Below are 25,215 nucleotides of genomic sequence, written 5' to 3' on the forward strand. Positions count from 1 at the left end.
TTAAGTAAGAGAGAAAAGGGATAACTACAAAATGTTAAAACAGTCTTACACATTTCAAAGTCCAATCGGTATCCTGACAATTTCAGAAGCAGATGGATATCTGACAAATCTTTTTTTAGAAACGGAAAATGTTATTTTGTTATCGGAGAAGCAATCCGAACATCGCTATCATCTGCATTCGGATGTTCTATATGAAACGTACTGCCAGATTCAGGAATATTTCACGGGAGAGCGAAGGAATTTTACAATTCCAATCAAGGCAGAAGGGACAGCGTTTCAGAAGCGAGTATGGGAAGAGTTACGCAAAATCCCATATGGGGAAACGAGGAGTTATGCAGAGATTGCAGCAGGTATAGGAAATCCGAAAGCAGTCCGCGCAGTCGGACAGGCAAATAATCGAAATCCGATTTTGCTCCTTGTTCCATGCCACCGTGTGATCCATAAGAATGGAGATATATCTGGATTTGGATGTGGGGATGATGTGAAGCGATATTTACTGGAACGGGAAGGGAGAAGAAACGAGAGATGGAAATGAGAGCAGATGGGATTATTTTTGATGTGGACGGTACGCTGTGGGATTCGACAGAGATCGTGGCAGGTGCATGGAATCAGGCGATCATAGAAGAGGGGATCACAGACGTTCATTTAACTGGAGAGATTTTGAAGGGATTATTCGGGAAGACGATGGATGTGATTGCGAGAAATATTCTTCCCGAGGCTACAGAAGAACAGAGGGAGCGTATCCTGGAGCGATGCTGTCGATATGAGCACGAGGCGCTGGCTGCCAGTGAAGAGGACATTACTTATCCACAGGTAATAGAAGTTATGCAAACATTGGCGGAGAGGTATCCTCTGTTTATTGTCAGCAACTGTCAGAGCGGTTACATTGAGTTATTCTTAGAGAAAACAGGGCTTGGCAAGTTTGTGACAGATATGGAATGCTTTGGGAACACAAAACGTCCAAAGGGAGAGAATATCAGAAGCGTTGCAGATAGAAATGGACTAGATTTTCCGGTCTATGTCGGAGATACGCTCGGGGACTATGAAGCGTGTGAGATTGCCAAGGTACCGATGATATTTGCGGGATACGGGTTCGGTGAGGCGCCGGATGCTGAGGCAGAAATAGGGCAGTTTCAGGAACTTCTTGAGATCTTTTAAGAGCAGTTTATATACTTTTTGCAAAAGGATCAGGGATATAAGAAAATGACTTTTGCAAAACAGGATATGATATGAGAAAAATATAGAGGCTTTTCGGTAAAAAAGTGTTATACTAAAAGGAGTATGACACTTTTTCTGTATTAGGAGAGATAGGAGCAAATGGATGACACAAAAGAATAATTTATTGAGAAATGCCTCTTTTTTGATGATTGCGGCATTAATTTCAAAAGTGATCGGGTTACTGTATAAAAGCCCGCTGTCGGAGATTGTTGGAGAAATTGGGATTGGTTATTATGGGCTTGCACAGAATGCGTATCTGATTTTGCTGATGATCGCATCTTTCAGCATTCCTCAGGCAGTATCGAAAGTGATTGCGGAACGGCTGGCATTTAAGGAATATAAGAATGCACAGAAGTTCTTCAGAGGTGCGCTGATCTATACAATGATCTTAAGTGGTGCAAGTGCGCTGTTTTGTCTGTTTGGAGCAAAATACATGATTCCAAGTAATCAGCCGGGAGCGACTCTTGCACTTCAGGTATTAGCGCCGACGATTTTCTTATCAGGGATCCTTGGGGTATACCGTGGATATTTTCAGGCGCATAGCAACATGCTTCCGACTTCTTTCTCCCAGATTATTGAGCAGATCCTCAATGCAGCAGTCAGCATTGGGGCGGCATGGCTTTTTATCCATTTCTTTTCCGATGGAACAAAAGAAGGAATTGCAAAATGGGGGGCAGCAGGAGGAACCGTTGGAACCGGAGCCGGCGTATTGATCGCGTTGCTTTTTATGGCAGCTGCCTATGAGGTCAACCGAAAACAGATCGCACGGCATGTGAGAGCAGATCAGACTGGGAAGGAAGATAGTTATCGAGAGATTTTCCGTGTTTTATTTCTGATTGTAACACCGATTATTTTCAGTTCGTTCATCTATAATATCAACGGTTATATAAACGGTGTCATGTATTCAGAACTGGCAGGCAGGCAAGGGGTAAATTCGGAGGTGGTGAGTACACTCTATGGTGAGTATTCAGTCTATTTTCTTACGATCATCAATATTCCTCTGACGCTTGCTGGAGCGGCGCCTACGTCGATGATTCCGGAGGTGTCTGCACTGTATGCACAGCATAGGAGAAAGGCTGCCAGAAGGAAGATCGATGAGGCAACTCAGTTATCGATGTTTATTTCAATTCCGGCGGCTGTAGGGCTTGCAGTATTGGCTTATCCGATCACAAGGCTGTTGTTTCCGAATACGAATGGAACCGCCGGCACTTTGCTGCTCATCGGCGCAGTAACGATTATTTTTAATACAAATTCAAATGTATCGAATGGTGTTCTGCAGGGAATCGGCAAGGCAAATCTGCCGATGTGGAATGCGGCGATCGCATTGGTCATCAATGTCGGGCTGCTTGTTGCGCTTCTTCAACTGACTTCACTTGGGATTTATGCAGTGCTGGTGGCAACGATTGTCTATTCAATTGTTATCTGTATTTTAAATGATATTTCAATGAAGAAGTACATTCATTATAAAAACCCATGGGGAACTGCCTATCTCTGTCCGCTTCTGGCATCTATTCCGATGGGAGTGGCAGCAGGTGGGATTTATTATCTTTTGGAGCTTGTTACCGGATCTAATCTGATCAGTCTTTTGTTTGCCATTGCCATCGGAGGAATGATTTATCTGAGTTTTTATACAACGATCATGACTAAGCTGAAAGCTGTGGAGAAAAGGCGGCGTATGGAGCAAAGATACAAAAGGGAACGGGCAAGAGAGAGGCGGTAGATGAAACAAAGTGAGATGTTCTGCATAGAATAATGATAAAGAAATTTATCGGGAGTAGAAACATGCCATATTCAATTATGTTAGATGCCGGGCACGGTGGACGTGACCCGGGAGCAGTATATAACGGTAGACAGGAGAAGGATGATACACTGAAGCTTACGTTAGCGATCGGGCAGATTTTACAGAATAACGGATTAGACGTAGAGTATACAAGGACAACAGATGTGTATGAGTCGCCGTATGAGAAGGCAATGGAGGCGAACAAAGCCGGAGTAAATTTTTTTGTGTCCATTCACCGGAATTCCTATCCGACTGCCAACGCAGTATCAGGGGTAGAGTCACTTGTCTATGACAAATCTGGGATTAAGTATGAGATGGCACAGAATATCAATGAGCAGCTGGAATCGATTGGATTTGTGAATCTCGGGGTCAAGGCAAGACCGAATCTGATCGTGTTGCGCAGAACAAAAATGCCGGCAGTTCTTGTGGAAGTTGGGTTCATCAATTCAGACACAGATAATCAGCTGTTTGATGATAATTTTCAGGATATTGCAGAGGCGATCGCGTCAGGTATTCTTGATACCTTGGAGAGCAGCAGTGGCGGAACCGTGCCGGGAAGTGGTGGAACTGCCGGAGGAGCAGGAGGAAGATACCGTGTCCAGGTCGGAGCATTCCGGAATCAGGTATATGCAAATAACTTGTTAAGAGAGCTTCAGGAGCAGGAATATCCCGCAAGAATTGAAGACTCTAATGGGTTTTACCGTGTAGTGGTCGGAAGTTATCCGACCTTGCAGGAGGCAGCGCAGATGGAACAGCGGTTAAAATGGGCAGGATATCCAACGATTGTGATCCATTAAGCAGTGAAACTACATGGCAATAGAGCATAATGCTTTACAAAAGCAGGGAAAATAGGTAGAATAGGGAAATATACAAAGCAGAAAAGAGGATAAAAGTATGAGTGATAGATTAGAATTTCGTGAGAAACTAGGAGGAATTCTTCAGAAGGCTCAGGGAGCGCAGAATGTACTTTCGGTAAGAGAAGTAGAAGAATATTTTGCAGAGGACGGACTTTCCAGAGAACAGATGGAGTTGGTCTGTGACTATCTGCTGTCGCAGAAAGTAGCAGTCAAAGGCTATGTAAAACAGGGAGGAACTGTTACTGAGAAGACAGAAGAACAGGCAGAGGAGCACTATACAGAGGAAGAAAAGCGTTATCTCGCACGCTATATGGAAGAAATCAAAACAATAAAGGCAGAGGAAGCTGGCGAGCGACAAAAGTTATTTGCAGCATCGATAGAAGGAGATGCACTTGCAAGGGGAAGACTGATCGAGCTGTATTTGGAGAAAGTTGTGGAAGCAGCGAAAGAGATGTATCACAAAGAAGTATTTCTCGGAGATCTGATCCAGGAGGGAAATGTAAGCCTGATGCTTGCACTGGACGAATTGGAATCCGTGGAGGAAGCGCATAGGAAGATTATGGAGGAAGTACGCGCGGGAATGCAGATGCTGATCGAGGAGCAGACAGAAGTGAAGCGAAGAGACCATACGCTTTTAGAGAAGTATACAGATTTAGATGATAATATCAAGAAACTGAAAGAGGAAACAGGAAGAGATGTAACGATAGAAGAAGTATCTGCCTTTCTGGATATGCCGGAAGAAGAGATCAATGATATTCTCAATCTGGGAGAACAATAGGTGAAAGCATAGAAAATAAAAATGTTGCTGTAAAATGGTAAGATACCATATTGCAGCAACATTTTTGTTAGATTAAAAGTCGAAAGAGTCTTCTTCTTTCCGATCGTAGAATCCTTCCGGAATATATAAATGAACACTTTCTACACGATTCTTCTGGAGTGCCTCCACGACGAGCCGGATTCCGTCATCTGTCGTCAATTCATCCCCCTGTTCAGGAAGACGGTCAAGATGTTCGATGATGAATCCACCGAGGGAATCGTAGTCTTCAGAGGAAAGATTTAATCCGAGACTGTCGTTGAGATCGTCAAGATTCATGGAACCTTCAATGATATATTCCCGGTCATTGATCTGACGGACAAACTCCTCTTCGTTCTCATCGTACTCGTCATGAATCTCGCCAACAATCTCTTCGAGTAAGTCTTCGAGGGTAATCAGTCCGGCAGTTTCTCCATATTCATCGAGGACGATGGCGATATTGATCGAAGCCTGTCGCATTTCTACGAGCAATTCAGAGATGCTCTTATACTCGTAAGTAAAATAAGCTTCTCTTAAAATATCTCTGACATGAAATTCCTTCTTGTCATTGTAATTGTATAACAGAAGATCCTTCATATTGATTGTACCGACGACATTGTCAGTGGTCTCTTCGTAGATTGGAAGTCTTGTAAACTTGTCCTCACGGAAAATCTCGATCAGTTCATCGTAAGTGCTGTTGATATCAGCGAACGTCACATGGACACGAGGCACCATAATATCTTTTGCTTTGGCATCTCCCATATCAAATACATTGTAGATCATTTCTTTTTCTTCTGATTCAATCACGCCGTCCTCATGGCTGACATCCACGATAGTCCGAAGTTCGTGTTCGGTCATTGTGTTGACCTTCTGATCCGGATTGACACGCAGAAGAAACAGAACTCCCATAGAGAGCTTGTTCACAATAAAAATGACCGGGGTAAAAATCTTCATCAGAAAATGGATCAGCGGTGCATAGAGCAGCGCCATCTTTTCAGAATGGATCGTTGCCAGTGTCTTTGGAGAAATTTCTCCGAAGATCAAGATCAATAAAGTGATCACACCGGTCGCAATACCGACCGCAGAATTTCCGAATAGCTGAATGATCAGAGACGTCGTGAGCGCGGTTGCCGCATTGTTCACGAGGTTATTCCCGATCAAGATCGCACTCAGCATTTTACCAGAATCTTCTGAAATCTTTAGAAGAATGCGGGCGCGCTTGCTTCCCTGGTCTGCCAGTGATTGAATTTTTAGTTTGTTAGAGGTTGTCAAAGAGGTCTCTGCCGATGAAAATAATGCTGATAAAAGAATCAGTACGGCTAAAATAATTAATTGTATGACGACACTCGAGTCCAATGATAAGTTCACTCCTTTTTTGCTTTACATTTTGCTTCTAATATACCGTATTTCGGGAGATTTTGCAAGTGTACATTGAATTTGCGGGGGCTTTATAGTATGATAAAGATACTGCCCGGAGGAATACTTCGAGACAGGATGAATAGGAACAGAATGAATGATGCATATAGATAGAAGCAGGAGATAGAGCATGAAGAAAGAATTTTATGACGCATTGATACAGCTGACTGAAGAAAAAAATGTGCTGACCGACGAACCGTTGAAAAACCATGTGACGTTCCGTGTCGGAGGAGCAGCGGATTACTTTGTATCACCGGAGAGTGCAGAAGAAGTACAGAAGATTATTCTCTTATGCAAAGAGGCAGGAATACCATATTATATTTTAGGAAATGGAAGTAATCTTCTTGTTAGCGATCAGGGCTACCGAGGGGTTATCATACAGATTTACAAATCCATGAGTGAGATTTCTGTAAAAGGAGAATTTGTGACAGCGCAGGCAGGCGCGCTTTTATCGGCAATTGCAGCAAAGGCAGCAGGAGAGTCGCTGGCTGGATTTGAGTTTGCTTCCGGAATTCCGGGAACAATCGGAGGAGCCGCAGTGATGAATGCCGGAGCATACGGCGGTGAGATGAAAGATGTACTGGAGCAGGTGACAGTTCTGACAAAGGAAGGAGAACTGCTCACGATTCCGAGAGAGGAACTGGATATGGGATATCGCACAAGCAAGGTTGCGAAAAATCAGTATATTGTACTGGAAGCGGTAATCCATCTTGCACATGGGGAGAAAGAAAAAATCCGGGAAAAAATGAATGAACTCAAAGAGAAGCGCACGACAAAGCAGCCGTTGGAATATCCAAGTGCAGGCAGCACCTTCAAACGTCCGGAAGGATATTTTGTCGGAAAGCTGATTGAGGAAGCAGGGTTACGAGGATTTCAAGTAGGAGGCGCACAGGTATCAGAAAAGCACTGTGGGTTTGTGATCAATAAGGATAATGCGACAGCGGCGGAAGTACGGGAACTGATCCGTCAGGTATCGGAGCGCGTAAAGGCAAATTCCGGGGTGACACTGGAACCGGAAGTAAAGATGTTAGGAGAATTTTAAGATGAGATTTGTGATCGTTACGGGAATGTCCGGTGCGGGAAAGAGCACTGCATTGAAGATGCTGGAAGATGTTGGATATTTTTGTGTAGATAATCTTCCGATTCCTGTGATTCCGGCTCTGGCAAGTCTTTTGAGTGGGGCCAATTCAGAGATTGATAAGCTGGCTCTTGGGATTGACATTCGGGATGAGCGGAATTTTACAGAATTAGAAGAAGTGTTAAAGAAGATTGATGACACTGGATTTGCTTATGAAGTGTTGTTTCTTGAGGCAGGGGATGATGTGCTGATCAAGCGATATCAGGAGACAAGGCGGACTCATCCGATCGCAGGAAATGAGCGGCTGGATAAGGGGATCGAACTGGAACGTGAGAAATTAAAGTTTTTAAAATCCAAAGCAACATATATTGTAGATACAAGTAAAATGCTGACAAGGGAACTAAAGGGTGAACTCAACAAAATTTTTGTAGAGAATAAAGAATTTAAAAATCTGTATATTACAGTATTGTCGTTCGGATTTAAGTATGGAATTCCTAATGATGCAGATCTGGTATTCAATGTGCGTTTTCTTCCGAATCCATATTATATAGAGGAGCTCCGGCCGATGAGTGGAAATGACAGTCCGGTCAGTGAGTATGTGATGAAGGAACCAAAAGCACAGGAATTTTTAGAGAAGTTAAAAGATATGGTCACCTTTCTGATTCCAAACTACATTATAGAGGGAAAGAATCAGCTTGTCATTGCAATTGGATGTACCGGGGGAAAGCACCGGTCTGTTACACTGGCAAATGAACTGTATCAGTTTTTGAAGCAGGATGACAGATATGGAGTAAAGGTAGAGCACCGGGATATTGAAAGAGATTCACAGGGAAAAGTAAAATAAATGGAAAAAATGTCATTTTCAGCAAAAGTAAAAGAAGAACTGTCCACGCATATGAGCAGTGCAAGGCATTGTCAAATTGCAGAACTTGCGGCGATCATAAGTATCTGCGGGAGAATTTCCATCTCCAGTTCGGATAGATACCGGGTGACGGTACACACAGAAAATATAACTGTTGCAAGAAAGTACTTTACATTAATCAAAAAAACATTTAATATATGTACTGAAACTTCTATTCGAAAGAACCTTAAAAAAGGAAGTGTTTTTTATTCCGTTATTATTGCAAGGCACGAAGAGGCAGTGAGAGTGCTTCAGGCAGTGAAGTTATTGGATGATACGGGTGAAATTAGAGAGGAACTTTCTATTGTAAAGAATGTGGTGATTCGTCAGCTATGCTGTCGGAGAGCATTTCTGAGGGGAGTGTTCCTTGCATCAGGTTCGATCAGTGATCCTTACAAATCTTACCACTTTGAAGTGGTATGTGCGACTGAAGACAAGGCGAAGCAATTACAGTATATTATGAACAGTCTGCATATGAGTGCCAAGATTGTGCTTAGGAAGAAATCCTATGTTGTCTACCTCAAGGAGGCAGATCAGATTTCAGATATGCTAAATATCATGGAGGCACATGTTGCACTGATGGAGTTTGAAAATATTCGTATTTTAAAAGATATGAGAAACACCGTGAATAGAAAGGTAAATTGTGAAACTGCCAATATTAATAAAACCGTTTCCGCAGCAGTCAAACAGCTGGAAGATATTGTATATATCAGAGATGAGATCGGTTTTGAAAAATTAGCAGACGGATTAAGAGAGGTTGCTCTTGCGAGAATCGCCTATCCGGAAGCAACATTGAAGGAACTAGGTGACGCACTGACACCGCCGGTCGGGAAGTCGGGTGTGAATCATCGGCTAAGAAAGTTAAGTGAGATCGCTGAGAAGGTAAGAGCGAACAAGGAGGTACACAATGATTAGGAAACCAGTAACAATTCAACTTGACAATGGATTAGAGGCAAGACCAATTGCGCTGCTTGTTCAGGAAGCAAGTCAATATGCAAGCCAAATCTATATTGAGATCAAGGAAAAAAGAATTAATGCCAAAAGCATTATGGGAATGATGAGCCTGAACGTTCACAGCGGAGAAGAGCTGACAGTAGTTACTGAAGGTGAGGACGAAGAAAAGGCAGCTCAGGGTATTGAATTGTTTTTAAATAATGTAAAGTAAAAGAGGTAGGAAAAAGAGCATGTGATATGCTCTTTTTTATCCTATAAAAATAGTAGAAAGGAGAACGCGATGAAGAAATTATTATTTATTTATAATCCGAACGCAGGGAAGGGATTGATCAAGCCAAAACTGTCAGATGTACTTGATATTTTTGTGAAAGCAGGATACGAAGTGACCGTTTATCCGACACAGAAGTACCGGGATGGATATCACAAAGTGCGTCACTTTAAGGAAGAATATGACTTAGTTGTGTGCAGCGGTGGAGATGGCACGCTTGATGAAGTCGTAACCGGGATGATGAAGAGAAAAGAACAGATTCCAATCGGTTATATCCCGACTGGTACGACGAATGATTTTGCCAGAAGTTTACATATTCCAAAAGATATGTTAAAGGCTGCAGATACGGCAGTGAATGGAATTGTCTTTCCGTGTGATATCGGGAAATTTAACCACGATTTTTTTGTGTATATCGCAGCATTCGGGCTTTTTACAGATGTTTCCTATCAGACAAAGCAGGAAGTGAAAAATGTTCTCGGACATCTTGCATATGTGCTGGAAGGAATGAAGCGCCTTTATAATGTGCCGTCTTACCGGATTAAAGTGACGCATGATGATCAGGTGATCGAAGATGAATTTATCTTCGGGATGGTAACAAATTCTAGGTCGATCGGCGGATTCCGAAATATGGTTGGAAAGAGTATTGTATTTGATGACGGAGAGTTTGAAGTGACTCTGATTAAGACGCCAAAGAATCCGTTAGCATTGCAGGAGATCATCGCAGCGATTCTGATCGAACAGATTGATACAAAACATATGTATACATTTAAGGCAAACAGCTTGAAACTGGAGTCTCTGGAAGAGATTCCGTGGACACTGGATGGTGAGTTCGGAGGGGAACATGATGAAGTGATGATTGAGAACCAAAGACAGAAATTGAAGATTATGGTGCCTATCGATAAAGTCAAATCTCTGATGAAGGAACCAGATACGTTACAATTAGAGGAAGGAATTGAAGAGGATTAATGGAAAAGAGAGAAAAATTTTCATCCCGGTTGGGGTTTGTATTGATTTCAGCCGGTTGTGCAATCGGTCTTGGTAATGTATGGAGATTTCCATATATTACGGGAAAATATGGAGGGGGAGCATTTGTACTTGTATATTTGTTTTTCTTATTTATACTTGGTCTGCCGATTGTTGTTGCAGAGTTTTCAGTAGGGAGGGCGAGCCAGAGAAGTATTGCTACTTCCTTCAATAAATTAGAGCCAAAAGGGACAAAATGGCATTGCTACCGTTATTTTGGAATGGCAGGTAATTATTTGTTGATGATGTTTTATACAACCATCGGTGGATGGATGCTTGCGTATTTCTTCAAGATGCTCAAAGGAGAATTTACAGGACTGAAGCCAAAGGAAGTTGAGCAGGTATTTGCTACATTTACATCTGATCGAAATGCGATGATCTTCTGGATGTTATTAATTTCAATAGCAGGATTGTGTGTGTGTTCGCTTGGACTTCAGAAAGGCGTGGAGGGAATCACAAAGATCATGATGTCTACGCTGTTTGTAATTATGGCGGTGTTGGCGGTGAAGTCACTAACACTTCCAAACGCAATGGACGGTCTCCGTTTTTATCTTGTACCGGACTTCGGTAAGATGAAAGAGGCAGGGATCGGTACTGTGATTTTTGCAGCCATGGGACAGGCATTTTTTACACTGAGCATTGGAATCGGGGCACTGTCAATTTTCGGAAGCTATATCGGGAAAGAACGAGCACTGACTGGAGAGGCCATCAGCGTTGGTTTACTTGACACAACAGTGGCGATTGTTTCTGGCCTGATTATTTTTCCAGCATGTTTTGCATTTGGAATCAATCCAGGAGAAGGTCCGGGACTTGTATTTGTCACATTGCCGAACGTATTTAACGAGATGGCAGGCGGAAGAGTGTGGGGAAGTCTGTTCTTCCTGTTCATGACATTTGCGGCATTTTCTACGATTATCGCAGTGTTCCAGAACATTATCACATTTGCAAGAGAAATGTGGGGGTGGTCCTTACAGAAATCTCTGCTCATAAATGGTGCGCTTTTGATCCTGTTAGGACTTCCGTGTGTACTTGGTCTGACAGATTGGTCTGGAATACAGATCCTTGGAAAGAATATTATGGATTTTGAGGATTTCCTTGTCAGCAACAACCTACTTCCACTCGGATCTTTGATCTATCTGTTATTCTGTGTGACAAAATATGGGTGGGGATGGGATCATTTCCTGAAAGAAGCCAATACCGGAACCGGAATCAAATTCCCGGGTGGCCGTCCGATGAAGTTGTACCTTACATTTGTTCTTCCGGCGGTAATCTTGTTTATCTTTGTGCAGGGATATATGTCCATGTTTGCCGGAGGAATGTAGGAAAAATCAGCAGCAGAAGCCGAGGGGCGAAAAGCGCCTGGTTTCTGCTGTTGAAATCTATAAAGGGAAGGTTTGGGCGATAGATAAGAATTGTTCGAGTATAGAAGCAAAAAATAGAAAAACAAAAAAGTTTAAAAAATTTGAAAAAAATTGAAAAAAAGACTTGCATAATCCTAAAAAGTGTTCTATACTATACAGGTACCAAACAAATGGCTCCATGGTCAAGCGGTTAAGACGCTAGCCTCTCACGCTGGAATCAGGGGTTCGATTCCCCTTGGAGTCACTTTTAGAATTGGCGGAAGACCTTTAAAATGAAAGGGTTTTTCGTCTTTTTTGTTTGCTGGAAGATATATAATATTTGTCTTACGTTTTCTCAGATTTACGGAAGGTTCTGCACTAGATATAGTGGATCCTTTTGTTTTGCTATAATAAAAGGTTCTTCTATGATTTTTATTTTATCAGAGTAGAACCTTTTGTATTTTATTTAGGAGAAAAAATTTTATACTTTTATGCTCAAGAAATTATGCGGAATAAACAAGTAACTCTTCCATGTGCACATTTAGGAGTGAAGATAAGGCAAGCAAATTATCCAGAGAAGGAAGAGACTTCCCGGAAAACCAATTATAAACAGACTGATTGCTGATATTAAACAGTCGTTCAATTGCACAAGCAGAAAGATTATTTTCCTCACATAGAGAACGAATATTTTCCCCAGTTTTTATCATATCTATCTGAGGATAATTAAAAGGTACAAAAGTCGTCATCAAAATCACCTTCACAATCATTATTGATATCATCATCATCTTCCTCATCCCAATTCCAATTCAGACCATCCGCTTCTTCCTTATCCCAGTACAAGTCATCTTCCTCTTCAGAATCATCAGATAAGAAGTCTTTTAAATCTTCTGCAGGAAATAGGGAATAAGGAGTAAAGACTTCATCATCATTTTCCATTTTGACATCGGAGTCTTTTCCGGTGTCGATATTTTCTGCAGAAGAAAATTCATTTTCTGAAATCAGTTTTGAGAAATTACATAAGTTTCTTTTTAAAGTTTGATAATGCTGTTCTCCAAGAAAGTCTTCGACCGTATCCAATAAATATAAAATACTGCTGCGTGCAGCAGGAATAGCCATATCTAGTGTAGCCATTGCATATGTGCATAATGAAACAAGTCCTTTTTTTGAATAGGAAGAATCGTTTCCCATTACAAACCCTTCTTTAGGCTGCAAAGCATATGCAAAAAGTTGGTCGACGGTTTCTTTGAAGTATTCGTTGACAGTGATATAGTTCTCGGTATCTTTTTTGCATGACAATATATCGATGAGTAATTTTGTGAGTTGATACAAGTTTGTTATATGTAATTCTGATAAATATCTTCGATAGAGTTTTTTCTCCTTTTTTGTCATGTATTTTGCTGGTGTCATTTTAAATCCTCCTTATTTGAAAACAATATGTTAGTAGTTCTGTTGTGATCACACTTATAGTATACGGGTGGGAGAAAAAACTCGAAAGAGAGTATAAAAAATATTTTTATGGTTGTTCCAATTGGTAGTTGGAGTATTAGATTGTGTAGCATATAGGGTATTTTTTGTCAAGGGGATAGGAAAAATATTTTTAAATATTTTTAAAGTGTATAAACCATTTTTTAGTGTCCAGTTTGTGATTGAATGTGGAAATCAGAAAAATTTGATATGCTTGATGTAAGTCACAAGAAGAACTAGAGTGACATATTAAGATGAGTCTATGAGTCACTATGGGGAGGAAGTTTATGGGCAATATTTTGAGGAGTGATTAACAGAACTATATGACTATCTTGAGAGAGAAGGCTATGCTCCATTACTCTATTCAGAACTTGAAGTTGGTATTTATGTGCATGATAAGAAGATTGAAATATTAGGGGTAAAAAATAGTACAGGTTAGCAGTGGAGAGGTGACAACAATGATTTATATTACAGGGGATACCCATGCAAATTTTAGGCGTTTTTCAAGAAAACAGATGCCTTATCATTTGGAAAAAGGCGATTATATGATTGTGTGTGGAGATTTCGGTCTGTTGTGGGCGAAAGATAGGACCTTTCAATATAATTTAAAATTTTTTGAGCAAAGAACATACACAACCCTGTGGGTAAGTGGAAACCATGAGAATTATGATATGATAAAAGAGTATCCAAAGGAACTTTGGCATGGAGGAATGGCGAGACATATTGTCAGGGATAAAGTAATCCTACTTGAGCGAGGGCAGGTCTTTGAGATAGAAGGAAAGAGATTTTTCACATTTGGAGGAGCTGCAAGTCATGATATTCAAGGAGGAATTTTAGATTTGGATGATCCGGAATTTATGGTGAAGAGACAGCGGGCAAATCGATCCTACCTTCCATATCGGGTGAAAAATATTTCATGGTGGGAAGCGGAACTTCCCACAGAGGAAGAGATGAAAGAGGGAAAGGAGAATCTGGAAAAAATCAATTATAAAGTAGACTATGTGATTACGCACTGTGTATCAAATCGGATTCAAGATAAAATAGAAGAAAGGTATTATGGTGGTGGAACTTATGGCAGAAGTTATTTCCCAGATATTCTGACAGGGTATTTGGAGGAAATAGAGGGGAAATTGCAGTATCAACATTGGTTTTGTGGACATTATCATATGAATGAAGAAATAGACATGAAGCATACAGTTCTATATGAAAAAATCATTCCGCTCAATCAGTATGAAATGAAAGGGATCTTTCAAAAACAGGAGTAGATGGAGAAATGGATAAGATTATGTTGTATAATAGAAAAATGTTCTCCAGTCTTTGATGGGCTGGTACAGTTTTTTATGGGTAGATTAGAGGGGGTGAAAGCCACTGGATGGAGAAGACATTCGTGGATGAAGAAATAGCAGTTCGCTTTATCTGGTTTAAAATAAAGTATTTTCTAATCAGGAAATACAAGCTACAAGGTGTCTGTGGAAAAGAGAGAATATGGGCATAGAAAGGAAATGGCTGGAATACATGTTTAGCGTGGGGGGATTCGATTCACCTCATAAAAGGAAGAAAGAAGAGAGTGGGACAGATAAAGACGGAAGAAAACGATAGGATTATCCCAAAGAACATTTTTCGGAAGGTGTGGTGGAAACGTACTGGTGGATAACACTTGGAGAACATGAAAAAGAATTAGAGGGACTGTCATATGAGATGATCACATGTCTGATATAAGATATCCCTGGGAGGAAGGATAGATGTTTTTTGTGAAGAATGAAAAAGGAGAGTACATTTGTGCAAGATGCGGATGTGGTGGGAAGATTACAAAGGATCATTTTATTCCGAAATCGTGTGGAATGACTGTAAATGAAGAAGGAAATTATGTCGGGATTTGTGAGAAATGTAACAGGGAGAAAGGAGATGACATTGTATTACCTTCGTGGTATTCTTTTCTTCCGAGAGGGCAGCAAGAGGAACTGAGGAGATACTTAAGATATGCGAGAAGTTATGTTTTGCAGAAGTGTAAAGATGAGGAAGTTGAGAAGTATTTGAGGGAAATGAAGAGGGAGTAGAAGATGCCGGATTGCTTTGAAATCCGGTATTTTTGTTAAGAAAAGATTGTTTGTCATAGATTAAAAATGAAAAAATTTTCGAAAAGTATTGACAAACAGATTGTTGATGTATATAATAAAAGTCAGTAAAGTCAGTAAAGCTAGTGATAGCAGTTTTGTCAGATGGGTTGCTTTAAAAACTACATTTAAAAAAGGAGGAATTTAGTGTGCGAACAGAAGCAGTTGCATTAAGAGTGGTGAATTATGGTGGAGATGTCCCTCGGGATATCATCAATCAGCATTTTAAAAAACTGAAGTTATCTGGCCGAGTCTATTATTCAACGGGGGTCATTTTTGAAGAAAGCAAACTCCGGGAGATCAAAAAGTTGATTCTTTTTTTCGAAGAAAACAACTGCAGGCGGTATGTTGTTGCCGATGTTATCAAATCTTTGAAATATAATCTGAAAAAGGAAGATTCAAGCCAGTGCATTCCAAAGGATAGTTTTTTATGGAGCGTGAAGAAATATGAGAATATAGCTGCAAATACTTGGTTTTTAATAGAATCTTTGAGAGTCCCAAGCCAAGAAGAGATTGATTCTTTTCAGGTTAAATACATGGCTGAAAATCAAGTTTATGTTAGACGGTTGGAAGACGTACTAGACGCGTCTACGCGACCTAACAGAGTCTATTGTTCTCAGTTTCATGAGTGTAGTGAAGAAATTGAAGACGAATTCTGTTTAGTTTAGGCCCAGAGGGATAATTAACAATTTTTCAATGACAGATTTCTCTAGAGATCAAAGGTAACTAAAAAATTATTTGTAAAAAAGGGGTAGTTTTTGATACTATCTATTTAATGATGGAGGTTTGGATATGAACAATTTTTGGCTTATACCTATGGATTTTAGAACCTGTAATTATGAACAAATGAAAGAGGAGTGGGATGAAAATAAAAAAATCATGTGGGAAGCACCTGGAAAACCTACGAACAAAAACGGTGAATGGACTGTCGAAAATACTATGGCTAAATCGTTAAAAAAAGGGGATGTGGTGTATTTTTATGTTACTAATTTACCGTCAGAAAGTAACGTCAAGCTAAGCAGAATTATGCTAAGGGGAAAAATAGAAGATGAGCCCTATCCGATAGAAAAAAATAAGGTTTATAGGAGTTTAAAAGAAACGACGATGATAAGTGGTTTTTCTATTGGCTCTATTTCAACTTTACATAAAGAGCTACTAGAAAATAATTTATTTTTGAGTTTAAAAGACTTGAGGAAAAGAGATAATAATTTTCAATATCCACGAGGAAAAAATTGGCCTGACAAAAACAGTAAAAAAAGTTTCAGTCAAGATTTGATTAAAACATTAGAAGAAAGTTTTAAAGTTGGTATGCGAGAGAATGATTTTGAAGTATTAATGAATCATTTTAATAAAAAATGTTTCTTTTGTGGAAAAGATGGAAATGGACATAAGACATTTGTGGGGAGGAATGGATTAGATTACTTTGAATATCATCACTTTATTCTACAATGTGTAGCTAAAAAATTTCCAGAATTGCAGGATATTATAGATTCACCGACTAATAGATTATCCTTGTGCTCAAATTGTCATAATAAATTTCATTATGGAAGAGTTGAAGAAGTGAGCAGAATGATAGAAATAGTTTTGGAGGACAGCGAAATTAATAAAATGTTAGAGGAATTTGATTTTCAAAAAAATATAGGAGAAAATAAGGATATTTTTGAGTGGTTTCAAGAAGTATATAGCGTAAAATAGGGAAATTAGACTATGAAAAAAGTTTATAAATAAGATCTTCTATGATAATGATAGGTGAAAGGCTTGATTAAAACTAGCTTTTCACCTTGATTTATATATAGCAGTTATAAAATTTTATATCAAAGAGGAGTAATTTTTCTGGTGGAAGAGCCTGTGGAACAACACTCTTCTTAGATCCAGCAGTTTCAGTACTCTTTTGTGTATTATTAATGATCAGCTAATGAATAGTATAGATACCAGATAGCAGCCTATTTTTGATTAATTTTCCAAGATTTGTAGGTTCATATCCGTACACATTACCTGTTAGATTCAAATTTCTACAATCTTTTGAGTAGGTTGCTGTAGTTTTGTGTTCATATCCGTGGATATTGATTGTCTATGGGAATCCGATGATTGTCTTGTGAGAAACTTTTCAATAGTTTCAACGCTAAGTCTACATGTTTTTTGTAATAAACTAGTCCTGTTGGATATTCTTATCACTTCCTCGTGTGGTCGTAAGTGTTTTTCATTTAGATTATCCAAAATTACGAAACTTTCCACCGGTTTCCCATATCATTCTCTTAGCTATTGATCGATTTCATTGTCGCGATGCACGTTCTCTGAGAGTGGAGTTCGATCCCCCAATTTTAATCCAAATTCTCGAAACTTATTCTGCAAAACCCTAAAAAGTCGAAATTCCCGTTTGCGAAAAAACATTTTCTAGAATATAGGTGTTCAGGTATATCTAATCAAACCGCCAGGTAGACGATAGTATGATTTTGTCATCAGCACGATTTACCAATTGCTTTCATTCCCCAAAGCGCCTCTCTGTTCTTATTAAAAAATACATTTTTGAGTAGGTAGGAAAGTATCAATGAAAATATCATACGGAAACGTATTTTTCAATCATGCTGCAACTGGAAATAAAAAATCTACTGTCGAGAAAATTTATGGAAATTGAATTTGTTCCAACTATGGATTGATGTCGGTTTCAGAGTGAAAATGGTATCCTAATATCAAACAAGGAACAACTTTTTGATTACAGATAATACAAATATATTTGTAGGAGAAAGTTCTATTATGGAAAATAGATTATTGATTACACAGGCATTGGATGAAAGAGATTTGCCGGTAAAAAGATTACGTCTAAAATTGCAGTATTTTAGTCGGCGGATGTAAAAAAGAACAATGAAGAAAAAGTTTTGGAAAACAGTATAGGAGAGGAAGCAAGCTTTCAAAAAATATGGGAGTTTTTAAGAACCATTTATTCCACTACCCCAAATTAGATAAACAGTTTTTGTATTACGTCATTAGTGAATGAAAAATGTTTAACCGATAGACGAGCTTTAAATATTTGTATTTTTTGAATCTTAGGATATGTATGGAGAATCATACTGAAATCCGGGAAGTATGGTTTGGTGTCAGCTTGATTGCTGCCTGTTTTCCGCTCGGCTGTATTATGAGCAATATAAAATGAGAGTGATATAGTGTGAATTATTATGTTGCAAATTCACATTTTGGAAAATGAACGGTTTGAAAGTGAATGATACAGCAGAAAGGGAATCGGTATTGAAAGCCAGCGTACAAAGTGTGTGGCTATAAAATTTTGTTTTCCTTCAGATTGGTTGAATCACGTTTTCGTCAAGAGTGATACTCACTTTTGTTTTTAATGGTTTCATGTTAAAAGTCTCCTTTTTAACTTAAATATATCGTTAGTATTATCAAGTATCGACCAGTAGTATCAAGTAGGATAAAGCAAAAATATAATATTTATATTATTCATAGTCCAGCAGTGTGATGTTAAGTGAGAAATGAATAATAAATCAAATATCGTTCATATATCTCACGAAGACAAAAAATATCCACCTAAGCCCTGTTAATCATATTTTTTTAAAATGAGCAGGGTGTAGATTATCAGCAAGTAGAAGTTCTTCTACTCTGCTGAAATATATAGGAGATTGCCTTTGAGCAGTACAAAGACCAAACGCACAAATTTACGAGTAGTTAATGCGAGTGCATGTTTGTGTTGATATCTGTTTACTTCTTTGTATTTGAGACGGTGGAAATTGCTGTATTTAGGAAAGAAAACATACTAACATTTTTTCTATAAAAGATAGTGGTATTCACAAAGAAAAGTTAGTTATAAATATGGAGGTTGGATTTACAATGGACATTACAAAAGAAATTTTAAGACGTGCAACTATACAAGGTATTACAGAGTATTTGCTCTATGGATCCGCAATCGAGGCAAAACAGCCAGAATTAGATTATAACAAAAAGTTAGAAGAAAGTTATAGTAAAAATGAAGAGGTATTAAGAGAACATGAAAACAAAACAGTTTCAGAACTGATAGATTCAGCAAATGAAATGGCAAGTGAGGTTTCCGAAGTTTATACTGCGCTTGGTCTACAAGCGGGTATGAAAATCATGCAGGAATTGTTGAAAGGCATGAATAGATAGCAAATAGCCTTGTTTGTTTACATTCAAAAAATAGCGTTTTGCAGGATGCCCCAAGCGACGGCTTCTAACAGATCGGTGGGGCATCGGGGCAAGCGTTACACTGACAGAATATTACGGGTTTTTTCTATTTGACAATCCGAGCATATAATCAGCAGATACATTGTAAAATTTGCATAACGCTATCAGATAATCAATAGGCATTGGTCGCTTTTCTAATTCATATTGAGAATAAGTTGTTTGAGCAACTCCTAGCATATCAGCTACTTTCTTTTGAGAAAGATCGTTATCTTGTCTTAAATTCCTCATTCGTTCCGCATAATTCAAAGTTATCACCTCAAATTGATTTTATTATAGAAATAATTTGAGGATTGACTTTCAAGTCGGTGCGAGTTAGAATAAAAATATAACTCGGAGTGAGTTATAAATGCGTTGGATTTAAGGATAATAGAAGAGGGGATAGAATTCGGGTTCTTAAATATTGTCTTTAGATTCATGAAGGCAAATTTTAGGAGGAGATACAAATGAGAAAGAAATTTGTTGTTGCGCTGGTTGCTGCTATGTCTTTGAGTGTTGCAGGAACGGGAACAGTATTTGCGATGGATAAAGTATCAGCAATAGCAGGCGAAAAAGAGCATGTACATGGGGATAATTGCGAGTGGGTAGTGGATAAGGAAGCGTGGCAGGAAACCATTCACCATGAAGCAGAATACAAGACGGTTCATCATGAAGCTGAAGGATATTATGAAAAACAACAAGTACAAGTAGGTACTAAGCCTATTTACGAAAAACAGAAGCATGCAATTTGTCAAACATGTGGTGGTATAGATATAGGCCTTTACGAAGATCCTGTAGAAGGCGGTTTATCTAAAGAGTATGGGGAACATATCGTATATCATGCGGATCGTGGTGAATTCCGTATAACAATAAAGGCTAAATGGGTTGATGTACAAGTTGGTGAGGAGCCTATTTATGAAGAAAAGGATATCTGGATTGAAACAAAACCGGCATGGGATGAACAAGTTCTTGTAAAAGAAGCATATGATGAGGTGATCAATCACCCGGAAGAGGGACATTGGGTATGTAATGGAGAATCACAAGAGCCAGATCAGAAACCGGAACAGCCGGAGAACCCAGATCAAAAGCCAGAACAGCCAGAGAACCCGGATCAAAAGCCGGAACAGCCGGAGAACCCAGATCAGAAACCGGAACAGCCAGAGAATCCAGATGCAGAAACACCAGAAGTACCGGAACAGAAACCAGAAGTACCAACAACGCCAGAAGAAAATAAGGAAAATGTTCAGACACAAGCAGCAGAAACAAAGAAAGAGGGAACAACACCAAAAACTGGTGACACAGCTTCCTCACTTCCGGTTGCAGGAGTAGGAATTACTTCACTCGGAGTTGCTCTTGCAACAATCTTAAAGAAACGGAAATAATTTTATTTGATCGAAGCCTGATCGCTTATGCGTGAGGGCTTCTTTGTATGGGACGTTGTTTATTAAAAAATAGATGAGCATAGGAAAGAAAGAGCGGACGTATGATTACACTTATGATTACATCCACTTATTTTTCTATTTTAATTAAAACAGCAGGCAAGATACGACCGGAAAGTTTCTGTGATAAAAAGGTTCCCTTTTTTTTACATATGAGGTATAATAGGGCATGTGAAATAACGTAAAAGAAGCGGAGGAAGAAACATGTTAGTATCAGCAAAAGAAATGTTAGAAAAAGCAAAAGCAGGTCACTATGCAGTTGGACAGTTCAACATTAACAACCTGGAATGGACAAAATCTATCTTATTAACAGCTCAGGAATGTAATTCACCGGTAATTCTCGGAGTATCTGAAGGTGCCGGAAAATATATGACAGGTTATAAGACAGTAGTAGGTATGGTAAATGGAATGTTAGAAGAACTGAACATCACTGTTCCGGTAGCACTTCACTTAGACCACGGAAGCTTTGAAGGATGTATGAAGTGTATCGAAGCAGGATTTTCTTCTATTATGTTCGACGGTTCTCACTACCCGATCGAAGAGAACGTTGCAAAGACAAAAGAGTTAGTAGCAATCTGTGCTGAAAAAGGAATGTCTCTGGAAGCGGAAGTAGGTTCTATCGGAGGAGAAGAAGACGGAGTTGTAGGAAAAGGTGAGTGTGCAGACCCTCAAGAATGTAAGGCAATCGCAGATTTAGGCGTAACAATGCTTGCAGCAGGTATCGGTAATATCCACGGAAAATATCCGGAAAACTGGGAAGGACTTAGCTTTGAGACATTAGATGCGATTCAGCAGCTTACAGGGGCAATGCCGCTTGTACTTCACGGAGGAACAGGAATTCCGGAAGATATGATCAAAAAAGCAATTGACCTTGGTGTAGCGAAGATCAATGTAAATACAGAGTGTCAGTTAGCATTTGCAGCAGCAACTCGTGAGTATGTGGAAGCAGGAAAAGACCTTCAGGGAAAAGGATTCGATCCTCGTAAATTATTAGCTCCGGGAGCAGAAGCAATCAAAGCAACTGTAAAAGAGAAAATGGAATTATTCGGATCTGTAAACAAAGCTTAATATTTGCAGAAGAATTGTTCAGAGATAATTGAAAAGAGATTTCGGAAAAAAGATCAGTGTGACTGCACCGATCTTTTTTCCTTATCAATATTTATAAGAAATTACAAGTGTTAGGAACCTTGCTTTTTTTCTGAAATTAGAGTATCGTATTAAAGTGTATTTGAAAACGAAAACAAAAGCGAAACAAATATTTGGAAGGATGGGAATATGAGCGAAGTAATGAAGGTAACGGAAATCTTTGGGGAAAATGTCTTTAATGATGCTGTCATGCAGGAACGTCTGCCGAAGAAAGTATATAGAGAATTAAAGAAGACGATTCAGGAAGGAAAGGAGTTAGAGACTTCCATTGCTGATGTTGTCGCACATGAGATGAAAGAGTGGGCGATCGAGAAGGGGGCAACACACTACTCTCATTGGTTCCAGCCTCTGACAGGAGCGACAGCAGAAAAGCATGATGCATTTATTTCTGCACCGAAGCAGGACGGAAAAGTACTGATGGAATTCTCGGGCAAGGAACTTGTCAAAGGGGAACCGGATGCTTCCTCCTTTCCTTCCGGAGGATTGCGCGCCACATTTGAGGCGAGAGGATATACGGCATGGGATTGTACTTCTCCTGCATTTGTGAAAAAAGATGCAGAGGGAAATGGAGCAATTTTATACATTCCGACAGCATTCTGTTCGTACAATGGAGAGGCGCTCGATCAAAAGACTCCGCTGCTGCGCTCGATGGAGGCAATCGATAAGGAGGCAATGCGGCTCCTTCGTCTGTTTGGAAATACGACCTCTTCTAAAGTAATCCCATCGGTAGGGGCAGAGCAGGAATACTTTCTTGTAGATCGGGAAAAGTATTTAAAGAGGAAGGATCTTGTATTCACAGGAAGAACACTGTTCGGAGCAATGCCACCGAAAGGACAAGAACTTGACGATCACTATTTTGGTGCGATCAGAGAACGAATTGCAGCGTTTATGAAAGATGTGAACAAGGAACTGTGGAAGCTAGGAGTATCGGCAAAGACGCAGCACAATGAGGTGGCTCCTGCTCAGCATGAACTTGCTCCGATCTATGCACAGTGCAATGTGGCAGTGGATCATAATCAGCTTGTCATGGAGACATTAAAGCAGGTGGCATACAAACATAACCTTCAGTGTCTGCTTCATGAAAAGCCGTTTGCAGGAGTGAATGGATCAGGAAAACATAATAACTGGTCGCTGACGACTGATGATGGAATCAATTTGCTGGATCCAGGAAAGACGCCGCACGATAATATCCAGTTTCTTCTTGTACTCACTTGCGTATTAAGAGCGGTAGACCGCCATGCGAAACTTTTGAGAGAGTCGGCAGCAGATGTGGGAAATGATCAGCGTCTCGGGGCAAATGAGGCGCCGCCGGCAATTATTTCTGTCTTTCTTGGAGAACAGCTGGAGGATGTTTTGGAGCAGCTGATCAGTACCGGGGAAGCGACACATAGTCTGAAAGGCGAACGATTGCACACTGGTGTGTCGACACTTCCTGATTTTACGAAAGATGCAACAGACCGAAATCGTACTTCACCATTTGCGTTTACTGGGAACAAATTTGAGTTCCGTATGGTTGGTTCCAGAGATTCGGTTGCAGCGCCAAATGTCATTTTAAATACAATTGTGGCGGAAGCATTTTCGGAGGCATGTGATTATCTGGAAGAGGCAGAAGATTTTGACAGAGGTGTCCATGATCTGATCAAAAAATATGCTTACGAACACCAGAGAATCGTTTTCAGCGGAAACGGGTACTCAGATGAGTGGGTTGAGGAAGCAAAACGGAGAGGACTTCCGAATTTAAAAACAATGGTAGATGCGATTCCGGCATTGGTAGAAGAGGAATCGGTTGAAGTCTTTGAAAAATTCGGTGTATTTACAAGAGCAGAATTAGAGTCAAGAGCGGAAATCAAATATGAGGCATATGCCAAAGCGGTAAATATCGAGGCGAGAGCAATGATTGATATTGCAAGCAAACATATCATTCCGGCAGTGATCACCTATATTACATCGCTTGCGAAGTCTATCAATGAAGTGCGTCAGGCATGTGCAGTAGCGGTGATCGATGTGCAGGAAGAACTTCTTACCCAGTCATCGAATCTTCTTGCAGAAACAAAGAATGCGCTAAAAGAGCTGGAGAAAGTAACAGAAGAAGCTGCAAAGAAAGAGGAAGGAATGGAGCAGGCATGCTTTTTTGAACGTCATGTTGTGCCTGCGATGGAGCATTTGCGCCGTCCGGTCGATCAGTTGGAGATGATTGTTGATAAAAATATTTGGCCGATGCCATCTTATGGAGACCTTCTGTTTGAGGTATAGTATAGATCTTTTGTTGTGAAGATAGAATAGTGGAAATTGTAAAAATTCTTAGATTCTTTTAATAAAATATTAAGGATGTTCCTATTGGATTCAAAAGAAGTTTATGTTATTCTTTATTTTGAAAGAAGATAAGAAACATCAGACAGTCCCCCGCCTGGTCTGCCTGGCGGGGGACTGTTTGTCATAAGGGACTGTGACTGCATGGAAGGCATTCTCTTCGGCATTTGTTGTGGGAGTGTCAAGTAGATACAGGAAATCTGGGGGAAATAGATGAATAGACATGAATTTTTAAAACAGTTGGAGCATGCTTTGGAAGCGGAGATGAATCCGGCAAAAGTCAGAGAGCATGTGGACTATTACCGAAGTTATATTGCAGAGGAAGTCAAAAATGGAAAGTCAGAGAAGGAAGTGATGGATCTTCTCGGGGATCCGTGGGTGATCGCAAGGTCTATCATTGACTCTCCTTTAAATGAAACGGAGGATCAATACACATATGCCGATTATGAAGAGGCAGAGCAGGAGGCACCATTTGGAACACCGGAGATAAAGATTAAGAAAATTACCGGATGGAAGATAGCGGCAGTTTGTGTCGGGATTGTGCTGATTTTGGTGCTTGTAATTTCGCTGCTCACTGGGTTGATCAGTATGTTGGCACCTGTGCTGGTTCCTCTTCTTGTGATTTGGATTGTGCTGCGAATCGTAGAAAATCACAGGCGGTGAGAAGAATCTGAAAATAGTAAAAATGGGGAAAAGTGGGGAGAATAAGCCTGAAATAGCAAAATAAAAGACCGTTGGGGGAGCCAACGGTCTTTTGAGGGGAGTATAAATAATTAATAAGGGGTTGTAAGAAGTTTCCTTCCTACAAGCAGTAGTATAATATAATACGAACGGGAATTCTTCTTTTAACTTGAACTATTTTTATGCATTTAGAAATGTGTACAAACACTGTAAAATCAAGCATTTGTATTAGATTTGTTTTATTT

The 25,215-nt window shown here is 39.8% G+C and carries 25 protein-coding genes and 1 tRNA gene; 22 read left to right on the forward strand and 4 right to left on the reverse strand.

Annotated features, from left to right (window positions below; all coding sequences use genetic code 11):
* Window positions 1-31 precede the first annotated feature (31 nt).
* From EDD74_RS07810 to EDD74_RS07830, 5 genes are all read left to right on the forward strand, one after another.
* Window positions 32-535 carry a methylated-DNA--[protein]-cysteine S-methyltransferase gene (locus tag EDD74_RS07810; protein ID WP_116441440.1) on the forward strand — a complete coding sequence of 168 codons (504 nt, stop codon included), beginning with the start codon at window positions 32-34 and terminating at the stop codon, window positions 533-535.
* Window positions 526-1,158 (forward strand): HAD family hydrolase, encoded by a 633-nt coding sequence (locus EDD74_RS07815; RefSeq protein WP_016441010.1) that lies wholly within the window; start codon window positions 526-528, stop codon window positions 1,156-1,158. Before EDD74_RS07810 ends, EDD74_RS07815 begins: the two co-directional genes overlap by 10 nt.
* 163 nt (window positions 1,159-1,321) lie before the next feature.
* Complete coding sequence (locus tag EDD74_RS07820) at window positions 1,322-2,938, forward strand: putative polysaccharide biosynthesis protein (protein ID WP_116441439.1); 1,617 nt, start codon at window positions 1,322-1,324, stop codon at window positions 2,936-2,938.
* A gap of 62 nt (window positions 2,939-3,000) precedes the next feature.
* Window positions 3,001-3,795 carry an N-acetylmuramoyl-L-alanine amidase gene (locus EDD74_RS07825; RefSeq protein ID WP_009263098.1) on the forward strand — a complete coding sequence of 265 codons (795 nt, stop codon included), beginning with the start codon at window positions 3,001-3,003 and terminating at the stop codon, window positions 3,793-3,795.
* 97 nt (window positions 3,796-3,892) lie between these two features.
* On the forward strand, window positions 3,893-4,633 hold the full coding sequence (locus tag EDD74_RS07830) for a sigma-70 domain-containing protein (protein ID WP_116441438.1): 741 nt from the start codon (window positions 3,893-3,895) through the stop codon (window positions 4,631-4,633).
* A gap of 72 nt (window positions 4,634-4,705) precedes the next feature.
* Here the strand turns inward: EDD74_RS07830 and EDD74_RS07835 are convergent, their stop codons facing one another.
* Window positions 4,706-6,004 carry an HlyC/CorC family transporter gene (locus EDD74_RS07835; protein ID WP_008976699.1) on the reverse strand — a complete coding sequence of 433 codons (1,299 nt, stop codon included), beginning with the start codon at window positions 6,002-6,004 and terminating at the stop codon, window positions 4,706-4,708.
* A 190-nt stretch (window positions 6,005-6,194) separates the two neighbouring features.
* On the opposite strand from EDD74_RS07835, the gene murB reads away from it, so the two are divergent.
* The 7 genes from murB to EDD74_RS07870 all read left to right on the forward strand — a co-directional run bounded on the left by murB (window position 6,195) and on the right by EDD74_RS07870 (window position 11,893).
* The gene (gene murB, locus EDD74_RS07840; RefSeq protein WP_116441437.1) at window positions 6,195-7,106 is read left to right on the forward strand and encodes a UDP-N-acetylmuramate dehydrogenase; all 912 of its coding nucleotides are present in this window, start codon (window positions 6,195-6,197) and stop codon (window positions 7,104-7,106) included.
* Between the two features lies 1 nt (window position 7,107).
* Window positions 7,108-7,986, forward strand: a complete 879-nt coding sequence (rapZ, locus tag EDD74_RS07845) for an RNase adapter RapZ (RefSeq protein ID WP_008976697.1) — start codon at window positions 7,108-7,110, stop codon at window positions 7,984-7,986.
* A gap of 9 nt (window positions 7,987-7,995) precedes the next feature.
* Window positions 7,996-8,958 (forward strand): DNA-binding protein WhiA, encoded by a 963-nt coding sequence (gene whiA, locus EDD74_RS07850; protein WP_035103098.1) that lies wholly within the window; start codon window positions 7,996-7,998, stop codon window positions 8,956-8,958.
* Window positions 8,951-9,208, forward strand: a complete 258-nt coding sequence (locus EDD74_RS07855; RefSeq protein WP_008976695.1) for an HPr family phosphocarrier protein — start codon at window positions 8,951-8,953, stop codon at window positions 9,206-9,208. The genes whiA and EDD74_RS07855 overlap by 8 nt, the downstream gene beginning before the upstream one ends.
* A 69-nt stretch (window positions 9,209-9,277) precedes the next feature.
* A complete protein-coding gene (locus EDD74_RS07860; protein ID WP_008976694.1) occupies window positions 9,278-10,231 on the forward strand; it encodes a diacylglycerol/lipid kinase family protein in 954 nt (317 codons plus the stop codon).
* On the forward strand, window positions 10,231-11,610 hold the full coding sequence (locus tag EDD74_RS07865; protein ID WP_008976693.1) for a sodium-dependent transporter: 1,380 nt from the start codon (window positions 10,231-10,233) through the stop codon (window positions 11,608-11,610). The genes EDD74_RS07860 and EDD74_RS07865 overlap by 1 nt, the downstream gene beginning before the upstream one ends.
* A gap of 211 nt (window positions 11,611-11,821) precedes the next feature.
* Window positions 11,822-11,893: transfer RNA gene (locus EDD74_RS07870), tRNA-Glu, on the forward strand.
* A gap of 238 nt (window positions 11,894-12,131) precedes the next feature.
* On the opposite strand, the gene EDD74_RS15645 is transcribed toward EDD74_RS07870, so the two are convergent.
* Together EDD74_RS15645 and EDD74_RS07880 are read right to left on the reverse strand one after the other, a co-directional pair.
* Window positions 12,132-12,422, reverse strand: coding sequence for a helix-turn-helix domain-containing protein (locus tag EDD74_RS15645; RefSeq protein WP_334295632.1), 291 nt, complete (start codon window positions 12,420-12,422; stop codon window positions 12,132-12,134).
* A complete protein-coding gene (locus EDD74_RS07880; RefSeq protein WP_116441435.1) occupies window positions 12,352-13,035 on the reverse strand; it encodes a hypothetical protein in 684 nt (227 codons plus the stop codon). Before EDD74_RS07880 ends, EDD74_RS15645 begins: the two co-directional genes overlap by 71 nt.
* Before the next feature lie 515 nt (window positions 13,036-13,550).
* Here EDD74_RS07880 and EDD74_RS07885 point away from each other — a divergent pair.
* The 6 genes from EDD74_RS07885 to EDD74_RS07910 all read left to right on the forward strand — a co-directional run bounded on the left by EDD74_RS07885 (window position 13,551) and on the right by EDD74_RS07910 (window position 19,340).
* The gene (locus EDD74_RS07885; protein WP_116441434.1) at window positions 13,551-14,357 is read left to right on the forward strand and encodes a metallophosphoesterase family protein; all 807 of its coding nucleotides are present in this window, start codon (window positions 13,551-13,553) and stop codon (window positions 14,355-14,357) included.
* Between the two features lie 107 nt (window positions 14,358-14,464).
* Window positions 14,465-14,587 carry a hypothetical protein gene (locus EDD74_RS15490; protein ID WP_278320659.1) on the forward strand — a complete coding sequence of 41 codons (123 nt, stop codon included), beginning with the start codon at window positions 14,465-14,467 and terminating at the stop codon, window positions 14,585-14,587.
* A 247-nt stretch (window positions 14,588-14,834) separates the two neighbouring features.
* Complete coding sequence (locus EDD74_RS07890; protein WP_009263087.1) at window positions 14,835-15,149, forward strand: HNH endonuclease; 315 nt, start codon at window positions 14,835-14,837, stop codon at window positions 15,147-15,149.
* A gap of 206 nt (window positions 15,150-15,355) precedes the next feature.
* A complete protein-coding gene (locus tag EDD74_RS07895) occupies window positions 15,356-15,874 on the forward strand; it encodes a hypothetical protein (protein ID WP_116441433.1) in 519 nt (172 codons plus the stop codon).
* A 124-nt stretch (window positions 15,875-15,998) separates the two neighbouring features.
* Window positions 15,999-16,901 carry a hypothetical protein gene (locus EDD74_RS07900; protein ID WP_116441432.1) on the forward strand — a complete coding sequence of 301 codons (903 nt, stop codon included), beginning with the start codon at window positions 15,999-16,001 and terminating at the stop codon, window positions 16,899-16,901.
* A 2,145-nt stretch (window positions 16,902-19,046) separates the two neighbouring features.
* Window positions 19,047-19,340, forward strand: a complete 294-nt coding sequence (locus EDD74_RS07910) for a hypothetical protein (protein WP_116441431.1) — start codon at window positions 19,047-19,049, stop codon at window positions 19,338-19,340.
* Between the two features lie 111 nt (window positions 19,341-19,451).
* Here the strand turns inward: EDD74_RS07910 and EDD74_RS07915 are convergent, their stop codons facing one another.
* Entirely contained in the window at window positions 19,452-19,664 is a 213-nt protein-coding gene (locus EDD74_RS07915; RefSeq protein WP_035103059.1) for a helix-turn-helix domain-containing protein, read from the reverse strand.
* A 197-nt stretch (window positions 19,665-19,861) separates the two neighbouring features.
* On the opposite strand from EDD74_RS07915, the gene EDD74_RS07920 reads away from it, so the two are divergent.
* From EDD74_RS07920 to EDD74_RS07935, 4 genes are all read left to right on the forward strand, one after another.
* Window positions 19,862-20,776 carry an LPXTG cell wall anchor domain-containing protein gene (locus EDD74_RS07920; RefSeq protein WP_116441430.1) on the forward strand — a complete coding sequence of 305 codons (915 nt, stop codon included), beginning with the start codon at window positions 19,862-19,864 and terminating at the stop codon, window positions 20,774-20,776.
* Between the two features lie 261 nt (window positions 20,777-21,037).
* The gene (gene fba / locus EDD74_RS07925; RefSeq protein ID WP_009263083.1) at window positions 21,038-21,901 is read left to right on the forward strand and encodes a class II fructose-1,6-bisphosphate aldolase; all 864 of its coding nucleotides are present in this window, start codon (window positions 21,038-21,040) and stop codon (window positions 21,899-21,901) included.
* 207 nt (window positions 21,902-22,108) lie between these two features.
* Complete coding sequence (locus EDD74_RS07930; protein WP_116441429.1) at window positions 22,109-24,232, forward strand: glutamine synthetase III family protein; 2,124 nt, start codon at window positions 22,109-22,111, stop codon at window positions 24,230-24,232.
* 270 nt (window positions 24,233-24,502) lie between these two features.
* Entirely contained in the window at window positions 24,503-24,952 is a 450-nt protein-coding gene (locus EDD74_RS07935; protein WP_009263081.1) for a DUF1700 domain-containing protein, read from the forward strand.
* The last annotated feature ends 263 nt before the right edge of the window (window positions 24,953-25,215 follow it).

The organism is Faecalimonas umbilicata (assembly GCF_004346095.1).
GTDB classification, from domain to species: Bacteria; Bacillota; Clostridia; order Lachnospirales; family Lachnospiraceae; genus Faecalimonas; species Faecalimonas umbilicata.